This is a genomic window from Caballeronia zhejiangensis (assembly GCF_000698575.1).
Classification (GTDB): Bacteria; Pseudomonadota; Gammaproteobacteria; order Burkholderiales; family Burkholderiaceae; genus Caballeronia; species Caballeronia zhejiangensis.
Genome location: NZ_JFHD01000011.1, coordinates 181,852 through 193,406, shown reverse-complemented (window position 1 = coordinate 193,406; position 11,555 = coordinate 181,852). Strand labels below are relative to the sequence as shown.

Sequence of the window (11,555 nt, the reverse complement as noted above, 5' to 3'; positions counted from 1 at the left end):
CGCCGCCTCCGCCCGCGCCCAAACCACCGCCACCGCCACCGCCGCCGCCACCGCCACCGCCACCGCCGCCGCCCGCCTGACGCTGAACACCGCCGCCACCCGCGCCGGCGCGCTCATGCGACTGATTGAACGACTGCCGGCTCGCCTGTCCGCGCTGCATGTCCTGGCGCGCGCCGTTGCCATCGCCCGCGCCGCGCAGCGCGTTGTCGCGATTTACGTCCTGCGAGCGCTGACGAAGATCGCTCGTCGTGCGCGCGTTCGGTCCGCCGCCCTCGCGGATGCTCTGCGCGCGCTGGCTCGCCGATTCGTTGAGGTTCTGGCCGGTGCGCTGCTGCAAGGTCTGCGCGGCTTGCGCGCGCGCATCCTCGCGGCCCCGGAACTGGTTGCCGTTCGCGCCGAGATTGGCGTTGTTCAGGTTCTGGCGGTTCGCGGCGACGTTCGTCCGGTTGAACTGCGGATCGTTGCGGTTCCAGCGCACGTTATTGCTGTTCGCATTGATGCGGTTGGCCGTGTTGATGTTGTTGTAGCGGTTCACGTTGACGTTGACATCGCCGTGACCCCAGTTGCAGTTGCCCCACAGCGAATTCACGACCGCGACGCCTGTTGCGAACGCCATGCCGGTCATGAACGCCGACCCGATCGCATATCCCGGAGGCGGCGGCACATAGACCGGCGGATACGCGGGATATGGCCACGTCCCGTACACGACCGTCGGGTTGTAGGTCGGCACGTAGACGACTTGCGGATTGGCGGGCTCGATCTGGATCACCGTAGTGCTGGTGGTCGTACTGCCCGCCGGCGCGGGCGCGCTCGTGACTTTCTGCTGCTCGTTCGTCTTCAGATTGCCCGCGCTTTGCGCCGCGCGCCGCAGACGCTGAACGGAGTCCATCACGTCGCTCGGCTGCGCGATGAACGCGTTGCCGAGCTGCGTCACCCAGTCGATCTTGGAGGCCATCGTCGCGAGCGCCTGCGGGAAAGCGACGAGCGACTGCACGCTCGGGTCCCACGGCTGCGTCTGCACGGCTTTCACGGCGTCGTCGCCCTTGACGTTCGGATTCGCCTTCGACCAGTCGGCCGCTTCGGTAATCTGCGACGGATACGTCGACGCCATCAGGACTTGCGCGAGCAGCGCATCCGGATAGAGCGCGACCGGCGCGGTCAGCGCGTCGAGTTGCTGGTTCGTGAGTTTCTGGCCGGCCGGCGCGGCGTTCTGCGCTTGCGCGTCGAGCGGATGCGCGGCGAAAAGCGGCATCGCGGCGAGCGTGACGGCGAACGCGATCGCTCTTGCCGTGCCGATTTGCGAACCAATGACACCCATTCGTTTCGACATCGAATCCCCCCGTGCGAGACGTTGCGAGATCGTTGCGCGTAGCCGGGATTGAAGCGAGGAAATCGGGTAGTGATCCGGCGTGATTCAGCCAATATCACTTTTCAGTTCGGCGTTCAACGAACTTTGGCGGGAAGGAGATTCGGGCGCATTCGCTCGCGAGCGCGCCGATAAACGCGCGGCCGGCATGACGATGCCGGCCGCGAAGGGGAGAGCCGAAGCGCTTATTGCTGCGGCTTGTTCGACAGCGCGAGACGCAGCAGATCGGCCACCGTGTTCACGGAAAGCTTCTCCATGATGTTCGCGCGATGCGCTTCGACCGTCTTGATGCTGATGCCGAGATCGTCGGCGATCTGCTTGTTCAGCCGCCCGGCGATGATGCGTTCTAGCACCTGATGCTCGCGCGCCGTCAGCTTGCCCAAGCGCTCTGCGGCCGCGCGCTGCTGCTGCACGCTGGTGCTCTCGCTGCGCGCCTTTTCGAGCATGCGCTCGACGAGCTTGCGCAGTTCGGCTTCGTCGAACGGCTTCTCGATGAAGTCCATCGCGCCCTTCTTCATGGTCGAGACGGCCATCGGGACGTCGCCGTGCCCCGTCACGAAGATGATCGGCAAGAGCGAGTTCTCGGCGATGAGCTTCTCCTGCAGTTCGAGCCCCGTCATGCCGGCCATGCGCACGTCGAGGATCAGGCAGGAAATCGCGCCGGAATGGGCGATCGGCAGGTAGACGTCGAGGAACGATTCCGCGCTGGAGAAACACTGAACGCGATAGCCGTTTGCTTCGAGCAGCCAGCGCAAGGAATCACGTACGGCTTCGTCATCGTCGACGACGAAGACGGTTTCCTGAGTGGTGACTGTGCTCATAGTTCTCCCGTAACTGTTTGTTGTCTCGTATGTTCGTCCTGCGCATCCGTGCCGCCCGTGCCCGAGCCGCCTTCCACTTCGCCGATCGGCAGGCTGCAGTGGAAAGTCGCGCCGGTCACGTGGCCGTCCGCTTCGACGTTGTTGACCACCCAAAGGCGCCCGCGATGCGACTCGATGATCGAACGGCAGATGTTCAACCCCATGCCCATGCCGTCGGACTTGGTGCTGTAGAACGGCTCGAAGAGACGCTCGGCGGTTGCTTCGTCCACGCCCGGACCCTGGTCGACCACGCTGATGCACACGAAGCCGCCGTCCATGCGCTGCACGACTACGCGTATCACCGGATCGACGGCGTGTGGTTTCGCATCATGCATCGCCTCGGCCGCGTTTTTCAACAGGTTGACCAACACTTGTTCGATCAAAACCGGGTCGACGTAAATGACGGGCATCCGCGAACGGATTTCGGTGACGATGCGGATCTTGCGTTTGCGCGCCTCGATCTCGGCGAGACCGACCGCGTCCGCGACGATATCCGCGACGCGCGCCGCCTGGCGCTTCGGTTCGCTGCGCTTCACGAACTCGCGGATGCGCTTGATGATCATGCCCGCGCGCACGGCCTGCTGCGCGGTTTTTTCGAGCACCGGAAGCAGCGTTTCCTGCGTCATGCGGCCGGATTTCACGAGCGCGACGCAGCCCGAGCAATAGTTGTTGATCGCGGCGAGCGGCTGATTCAGCTCGTGCGCGAGCGATGACGCCATTTCGCCCATCGTCATCAGGCGGCTCGTGAACTGGAGCTTTTCTTCCTGCTGATGCGCGAGTTCCTGCGCCTGCTTCCTCTGCGTGATGTCGGTGGCGATCTGCATCTGCGCGAGATGGCCGTCGACCCACTGAATGTACTGGCGGCGCACCTCGAACCACTTCTGAATGCCTTCGACGTAGACCTCCTGCGCGTCGGCGGAGCTTTCCGTGAGGGCGGTGGCGGGCAGGCCCGCGTAGGTGTCGACCATGTCGATGGTGTCGGACGAACTCTGCGAACCGCCGTCGAACGCCGCGCCCGCGAGTTCCAGATGGCCGTCCGGACGAATGCCGAACAGATGCCGGTAATAGCGGTTCGCGAACAGCAGTTCGGCTTCGTCGGCGGCGAGCACGGAGACGGCGGCGTCGAGACTTTCGAGGACGGTGGTGAAGCGCTCGTGCGCGGCGGCGAGTTCCTCACGCGCGCGTTTCGGTTCGGTGATGTCCGTCATCGACGACATCCAGCCCGTCTGACGGCCGGAACTGTCGATGAGCGGCGAGACATAGAGTCGCGCGTGGAAAAATGACCCGTCTTTTCGGCGCACACGCAGTTCGAAACCGGAAGAGGGCGCTTTGCCGCGCAGCGTCATGTCGAGCTGGCGCTGCATCTCCGGATACGCGTCGCGCGGCCAGTACGGGAACGGCGCGTTCTTGCCGACGAGATCGCTTTCGTCCCAGCCCGTCATCCGGCAGAACGCCGGATTCACGTGCGTGATGCGGCCGTGCATGTCGAGCACGCGCATGCCGATCAGCACGGAGTTTTCCATCGCGCGACGGAAGAACGCCTCGGCGTAGAGCGCCTGCTGCGCCTCGAAGCGCTGGCGCGTGTGCTTCCACAGACTCCAGAGACTCCACAGCACGAAGCACGACAAACCGGCGACGAGCCAGACGAGCGTGTTGTTGGTGAAGTTCGTGAGCTGCGGATACGAGTACACGCGCACCGACAGGCCTTGTCCGGGCGGGTCGAGCGGCAGGTCGTAGAACATGTCGCGCGGCAGGCGCGGGCGGCTCGATGTGGTCGCGAGCTCGCGGTTGTTCAGATCGGTGATGGAAATCTTGTATTTCGCCGACAATTCGCTCGGAATGTCGTGCTTCAGTATGCCTTCGATCGAGAACACGGCCGCGATCGAGCCGAGGAATTCGCGGTCGCGGAAAACCGGCGTCTGCAGCGTGATGTAGCCGTTGCCGAGATCGTCGTACAGCAACGGCGAGTAGACTTGGCGGCGGGTGGTGCGCGCTTCGTCGAAGGCGGCCTGCACGGCCTCGTCCATCTGCGTGTCGTTCGGCTTGGCGAGGCGCGATCCGAGCACGGGCAGCGGCGTATTCGGCCAGCGCGGCTTATGCTCGCTCGTGTACCAGTTCATGTAGAGGATCTCAGGATGCCCCTGCATGATGTCGGTGGACGATGTCTGGAAGGTTTGCGGATCGCCGTGCCCGGTCGCAATGTCGCGCGCGAGCGCCTGGATCTGCTCCTGCGCACCGGTCATCGACAGGCGAATTTGTTGCTGAGCCCACGCGACGTTGCGATAAAGCGTGTCTTCCTGCTGCTGTTGCTCGCGCCGGTTCAGGCTCCAGAGAATCAGACTCATCACGATCAGAAACACCAGGATCGAAATGAGCGGCGTGAGTAAATAGGAGTTCGACCACCACGGTCCGTGGTGCCAGCGGGAGGGCGAGGCGTCGGTCGGCTTGCGCGCGGACCTCGCCGAGCGTTTGATCAGCCGTTCGGTCAACATGGAGCGATTGTAACGCACCACCTGATTGTTAAATGGCGTAAAAAGACGGTAAAGCGTGCTCAGTTGCAGGAAAAGGAGGAGAAACATCTGAACAAAAAAGTCTTATCGGACGGTGCGTTGCAGCAATTTTTCGCATGGTGAGATTAGCTCTCATGATTTGAAAAATTCCTTGCGTCATGGTCTGGACCCTCTTTAGAATTGCCGGCACGCGGCCAGTGCCCGCTTTTCCGCGTGTGTTCGCGGGCGTGCGCCGGCGGTTCTCATCGAGTGTTCCTCACATCAGGAGACGAGCATGTCCGCTGTACCCGACGAAGTTCTCAAATATGTCGCCAACGCCAAGGACGACGATCCTCAGGAAACCGCCGAGTGGCTCGATGCGCTCGACGGCGTGATTTCCGCGGTCGGTCCTGATCGCGCGCACTACCTGATCGAGAAACAGATCGAATTCGCTCGCGTGCATGGCGAGCACCTGCCGTTTTCGGCGAACACGCCGTACATCAACACGATCCCCGTCGCTTCGCAGGCGAAGATTCCGGGCGATCAGGACATCGAACACCGCATCCGCTCGTACACCCGCTGGAACGCCATCGCGATGGTGCTGCGCGCGGGCAAGGACACGAACGTCGGCGGTCACATCGCTTCGTTCGCATCGGCCGCGACGCTCTACGACGTCGGCTTCAATCACTTCTGGCACGCGCCTTCGAAAGATCACGGCGGCGACCTCGTCTTCGTGCAGGGCCACTCGTCGCCGGGCGTCTATTCGCGCGCGTTCCTGCTCGGCCGCCTGACCGAAAAGCAACTGAACAACTTCCGCCAGGAAGTGGGCGGCGAGGGCATCTCGTCGTATCCGCATCCGTGGCTGATGCCGGATTTCTGGCAATTCCCGACCGTGTCGATGGGCCTGGGCCCGATCATGGCGATCTATCAGGCGCGCTTCATGAAGTACATGGCCGCGCGCGGCATGGCGAAGACCGAAGGCCGCAAGGTCTGGGCGTTCCTCGGCGACGGCGAAACGGACGAGCCGGAATCGCTCGGCGCGATCGGCATGGCCGGCCGCGAGCGTCTGGACAACCTCGTGTTCGTCATCAACTGCAATCTGCAGCGACTGGACGGCCCGGTGCGCGGCAACGGCAAGATCATTCAGGAACTCGAAAGCGAATTCCGCGGCGCGGGCTGGAACGTCATCAAGGTCATCTGGGGCAGCCGCTGGGACGCGCTCTTCGCACGCGACAAGACCGGCGCGCTGATGCGCCGCATGATGGAAGTCGTCGACGGCGAATATCAGACGTACAAGTCGGAGTCGGGCGCGTTCGTGCGCGAGCACTTCTTCAACACGCCGGAACTCAAGGCGCTCGTCGCCGACTGGTCCGATGACGACATCTGGAACCTGAACCGCGGCGGCCACGATCCGCACAAGATCTACGCGGCCTTCGACGCAGCGACCAAGACGAAGGGCGCGCCGACCGTCATCCTCGCCAAGACCATCAAGGGCTATGGCATGGGCGAGCATGGTCAGGCGATGAACATCACGCACCAGCAGAAGAAGCTGCCGATCGACACGCTGAAGAAATTCCGCGACCAATTCCGTCTGCCGCTTACCGACGAGCAGATCGCCGACGTGCCGTATCTCACGTTCGAGGAAGGCTCGAAGGAACTCGAATACATGCGCCAGAAGCGCATGGACCTGGGCGGCTATCTGCCGACGCGCCGCGAGAAGGCCGAATCGCTGCCGGTGCCGGCGCTGTCCGCGTTCGAGCCGCTCTTGAAGGGCACGGGCGAAGGCCGCGAAATCTCCACGACGATGGCGTTCGTGCGGATCCTCAACATCCTGCTGAAGGACAAGGCGCTCGGCAAGCGCATCGTGCCGATCGTCCCGGACGAGTCGCGCACGTTCGGCATGGAAGGCCTCTTCCGCCAGATCGGCATCTGGAATCAGGACGGCCAGAAGTACATCCCGGAAGACTCCGACCAGCTGATGTTCTACAAGGAATCGGAGACGGGGCAGATCCTGCAGGAAGGCATCAACGAAGCGGGTGGCATGTGTGACTGGATCGCGGCCGCGACGTCGTACTCGACGCACGGCGAGATCATGATCCCGTTCTACATCTTCTACTCGATGTTCGGCTTCCAGCGCATCGGCGATCTGGCGTGGGCCGCGGGCGACATGCGTTCGCGCGGATTCCTGCTGGGCGGCACCGCTGGCCGCACGACGCTGAACGGCGAAGGGCTGCAGCACGAAGACGGCCACTCGCTGCTGTGGGCGGCATCGATTCCGAACTGCGTGAGCTATGACCCGACGTTCGGTTACGAACTCGCCGTCATCATGCAGGACGGCCTGCGCCGCATGGTCGCGGACCAGGAAGACGTGTACTACTACATCACCGTGATGAACGAGAACTACGAGCATCCGGCGATCCCGCAAGGCGATGCCGTGGCTTCGGACATCATCAAGGGCATGTACGCCTTCAAGAAGGCCGATGCGCCGGCCAAGGCGCACGTTCAGTTGATGGGCGCGGGCACGATCTTCAACGAAGTCATCGCCGCGGCTCAACTGTTGAAGGACGACTGGGGCGTCAGCGCCGATCTGTGGAGCGTGCCGAGCTTCACCGAACTGGCCCGCGACGGTCAGGCGTGCGAGCGCTGGAATCTGCTGCATCCGACCGAAGAGAAGAAGCTGCCGCACGTCACGGCGCTGCTGAAGGACGCGAAGGGCCCGGTGATCGCATCGACGGATTACATCCGCGCGCTCGTCGACCAGATTCGCGGCTATGTCCCGCAGAAGTTCGTGGTGCTCGGCACCGACGGCTATGGCCGCTCGGATACGCGCGAAGCGCTGCGCCACTTCTTCGAAGTCGACCGCTACTGGGTGACGCTGGCTGCGCTCAACGCGCTGGCCGACGAAGGCACGATCGAGCGCAAGGTCGTCGCCGAGGCGATCAAGAAGTACAACCTCGACCCGTCCAAACCCAACCCGATGACCGTCTAAAGGCATCGCCCCCGTGCGTTGTGACGCGGCCTCTTTCCGAAGCGGAAGGAGGCCCGCGTGCGACCCAGGAGACACTAATAATGAGTCAAGCGATCGAAGTCAAAGTGCCGGACATCGGCGATTTCAAGGACATCCCCGTGATCGAGGTGCTGGTCAAGGTGGGTGATACGGTCGAACCCGAGCAGTCGCTCGTCACGCTCGAATCCGACAAGGCCACGATGGACGTGCCGAGCTCGGCGGCGGGCGTCGTGAAGGAAGTGAAGGTCAAGGTCGGCGATAACGTGTCGGAAGGCTCGCTCATCGTCGTGCTGGAAGGCGGCGGTGCGGCCGCTGCGCCGGCTCCGGCGCCGGCTGCGGCGCCCGCGCCCGCGCCGGCTGCCGCGCCCGCTGCAAGCGGCGGCGGTTCCGTCGAAGTGAAAGTGCCGGACATCGGCGACTTCAAGGACATCCCGGTCATCGAGATCGCGGTGAAAGTCGGCGACAAGGTCGAGAAGGAGCAGTCGCTCGTCACGCTCGAATCCGACAAGGCCACGATGGACGTGCCGAGCCCGGCGTCGGGCACGGTCAAGGAACTGAAGGTCAAGATCGGGGATACGGTCTCCGAAGGCACGCTGATCCTCGTGCTGGAAGGCGGCGCAGGCGGCGCGGCCGCACCGGCGCCCACGCCCGCGCCGGCGGCACCGAAGGAAGTGCCCTCGGATGCGCCCGCGAAGCCCGCGCCCGCGCCGAAGGAAGCGCCGTCCGCGCTCGCGCAGGCGCCTGTCATTCCTGCCGGCGACGGCTCGCGCACGTCGAGCCACGCGTCGCCGTCGGTGCGCAAGTTCGCGCGGGAACTGGGCGTCGATGTGTCGCGCGTGCGCGGCACCGGGCCGAAGAACCGCATCACGCAGCAGGACATCACCGCGTTCGTGAAGGGCGTGATGTCGGGACAGGGCGCGGCGCCTGCGGCTGCGGCGCCGGCTGGCGGTGGCGGCGGCGGCGAACTCGGCCTCTTGCCGTGGCCGAAGATCGACTTCACGAAGTTCGGTCCGGTCGAGCCGAAGCCGCTCTCGCGCATCAAGAAGATTTCGGGCGCGAACCTGCATCGCAACTGGGTGATGATCCCGCACGTCACGAACAACGACGAAGCCGACATCACCGAGCTCGAAGAATTGCGCGTGAAGCTCAACAAGGAGCACGAGAAAGCGGGCGTGAAGTTCACGATGCTCGCGTTCGTCATCAAGGCCGTGGTCTCGGCGCTGAAGAAGTTCCCGGACTTCAACGCGAGCCTCGACGGCGACAACCTCGTCTTCAAGCAGTACTACCACATCGGTTTCGCGGCCGATACGCCGAACGGCCTCGTCGTTCCGGTGATCCGCGACGCGGACAAGAAGGGCCTCGTCGATATCGCCAAGGAAATGGCGGAACTGTCGAAGCTCGCGCGCGACGGCAAGCTGAAGCCCGATCAGATGCAGGGCGGCTGCTTCTCGATCTCGTCGCTGGGCGGCATCGGCGGGACGCACTTCACGCCGATCATCAACGCGCCCGAAGTCGCGATCCTCGGTCTGTCGCGCGGCTATCAGAAGCCCGTGTGGGACGGCAAGCAGTTCGTGCCGCGCCTCACGCTGCCGATGTCGCTGTCGTATGACCATCGCGTCATCGACGGCGCGGCCGCGGCGCGCTTCAACGCTTATCTGTCGGCGATTCTGGGCGATTTCCGTCGCGTCATTCTCTGATCTGCTGATCTGGCCGACGGCGGAACCTCGGACGTTCGTCCGAGGTTCCATCCGCATATCTCTTAGGGGACAACATGAGTCTCGTCGAACTAAAAGTACCCGACATCGGCGACTTCTCCGATGTCGATGTCATCGAAGTCAATATCAAAGCCGGCGACGTCATCGAAAAGGAACAGGGCGTCATCACGCTCGAAACCGACAAGGCCACGATGGAAGTGCCCGCGGATGTCGCGGGGACCATCAAGGAAGTGAAGGTCAAGCAGGGCGACAAGGTGAGCCAGGGCTCGGTCATCGCGATGATCGAAACCGCCGGCGCTGCGGCCGCGCCATCGCCGGCTCCGGCTCCCGCCGCTGCGCCCGCACCGGCTGCGGCTTCGGGCGGCGGCGTGCAGGACGTGAAGGTGCCGGATATCGGCGACTTCAAGGACATTCCCGTCATCGAAGTGCATGTGAAGCCGGGCGATACGGTCGAAAAGGAGCAGTCGCTCATCACGCTCGAATCCGACAAGGCGACGATGGACGTGCCGTCGCCTGCCGCCGGCACGGTCAAGGAAGTGAAGGTGAAGGTCGGCGACAACGTGTCGGAAGGCACGCTGGTTCTGACGCTCGAAGGCGGCGCGTCCGCTGCGGCGCCTGCTCCCGCGCCCCAGAAAGCGGCGCCGGCAGCCGCGCCGACGCCCGCGCCGCAAGCAGGCAGCTACGCCGGCGCGGCCGATGTCGAATGCGACATGCTCGTGCTCGGCGCCGGTCCCGGCGGTTATTCGGCGGCATTCCGTTCCGCCGATCTCGGCATGAAGACCGTGCTCGTCGAGCGTTATTCGACGCTTGGCGGCGTGTGTCTGAACGTCGGCTGCATTCCGTCGAAGGCGTTGCTGCACACGGCGCTCGTCATCGACGAAGCGGCCGAGCTCGCGGCGCACGGCATCAGTTTCGGCGAGCCGAAGGTCGATCTCGACAAACTTCGCGGCTTCAAGGAAGGCGTCGTCAAGAAGCTGACCGGCGGTCTCGCGGGCATGGCGAAGGCGCGCAAGGTCCAGGTCGTGACGGGCGTCGGCGCGTTCGTCGATCCGAATCACATGGAAGTGAACGGCGCGGACGGCAAGAAGGTCGTCAAGTTCAAGCAGGCGATCATCGCGGCGGGTTCGCAGGCGGTGAAGCTGCCGTTCTTCCCGGACGATCCGCGTGTCGTCGATTCGACCGGCGCGCTCGAACTGCGCCAGCTTCCGAAGCGCATGCTGGTGGTGGGCGGCGGCATCATCGGGCTGGAAATGGCGACGGTGTATTCGACGCTCGGCGCGGACATCGACGTCGTCGAAATGCTCGACGGCCTGATGCTCGGCGCGGACCGCGATCTCGTGAAAGTCTGGGAGAAGTTCAATTCCAAGCGCTTCACGAACGTGATGCTCAAGACCAAGACGACCAAGGCGGAAGCCAAGGAAGACGGCATCTATGTGACGTTCGAAGGCGAGAAGGCGCCGGCCGAGCCGCAGCGCTACGACCTCGTGCTGCTCGCGGTCGGCCGCAGCCCGAACGGCGGCAAGATCGGCGCGGACAAGGCGGGCGTCGCGGTGACGGATCGCGGCTTCATCAACGTCGACAAGCAGATGCGTACCAACGTGCCGCACATCTTCGCGATCGGCGATCTCGTCGGCCAGCCGATGCTCGCGCACAAGGCCGTGCACGAAGGCCACGTCGCGGCGGAAGCGGCGCACGGCGAGAAGGCGTATTTCGACGCGCTGCAGATTCCGTCCGTCGCTTATACGGATCCGGAAGTGGCGTGGGCCGGCAAGACGGAAGAGCAGTGCAAGGCCGAAGGCATCAAGTTCGGCAAGGCGGTGTTCCCGTGGGCCGCGTCGGGCCGCGCGATCGCCAACGGCCGCGACGAAGGTTTCACCAAGCTCATCTTCGATGAAGAGACGCATCGGGTGATCGGCGGCGGCATCGTCGGTCTGAATGCGGGCGATCTCATCAGCGAAGTGTGTCTCGCGATCGAGATGGGCGCGGATGCGACCGACATCGGCAAGACGATCCACCCGCACCCGACGCTCGGCGAATCGGTCGGCATGGCCGCCGAGTTGTACGAAGGCGTGTGCACGGACTTGCCGCCGCAGCGCAAGAAGTAAGCGTCCGCGGTTA

General features: G+C 64.1%; 6 protein-coding genes. 3 read left to right on the top strand and 3 right to left on the bottom strand.

The genetic code is table 11. The annotated features are described in order from the left end of the window. The 3 genes from BG60_RS39955 to fixL form a co-directional block, all read right to left on the bottom strand. Positions 1-1,318, bottom strand: a 1,318-nt coding sequence (locus BG60_RS39955) for a DUF3300 domain-containing protein (RefSeq protein WP_034472147.1), incomplete at its 3' end; no start/stop codon positions are given. A gap of 233 nt (positions 1,319-1,551) precedes the next feature. Further along, positions 1,552-2,187, bottom strand: a complete 636-nt coding sequence (gene fixJ, locus BG60_RS16805; protein WP_008350478.1) for an oxygen response regulator transcription factor FixJ — start codon at positions 2,185-2,187, stop codon at positions 1,552-1,554. Then, a complete protein-coding gene (gene fixL / locus BG60_RS16800; RefSeq protein ID WP_034472179.1) occupies positions 2,184-4,718 on the bottom strand; it encodes an oxygen sensor histidine kinase FixL in 2,535 nt (844 codons plus the stop codon). Before fixL ends, fixJ begins: the two co-directional genes overlap by 4 nt. Positions 4,719-5,010: 292 nt before the next feature. Here fixL and aceE point away from each other — a divergent pair, with 292 nt between their 5' ends. The 3 genes from aceE to lpdA all read left to right on the top strand — a co-directional run bounded on the left by aceE (position 5,011) and on the right by lpdA (position 11,542). Continuing rightward, positions 5,011-7,704: a pyruvate dehydrogenase (acetyl-transferring), homodimeric type gene (gene aceE, locus BG60_RS16795; RefSeq protein ID WP_034472145.1), complete on the top strand. Its 2,694-nt coding sequence runs from the start codon at positions 5,011-5,013 to the stop codon at positions 7,702-7,704. An 80-nt stretch (positions 7,705-7,784) separates the two neighbouring features. Beyond that, entirely contained in the window at positions 7,785-9,419 is a 1,635-nt protein-coding gene (aceF, locus tag BG60_RS16790) for a dihydrolipoyllysine-residue acetyltransferase (protein WP_034472142.1), read from the top strand. Between the two features lie 74 nt (positions 9,420-9,493). Next, a complete protein-coding gene (gene lpdA / locus BG60_RS16785; protein WP_008350470.1) occupies positions 9,494-11,542 on the top strand; it encodes a dihydrolipoyl dehydrogenase in 2,049 nt (682 codons plus the stop codon). The last annotated feature ends 13 nt before the right edge of the window (positions 11,543-11,555 follow it).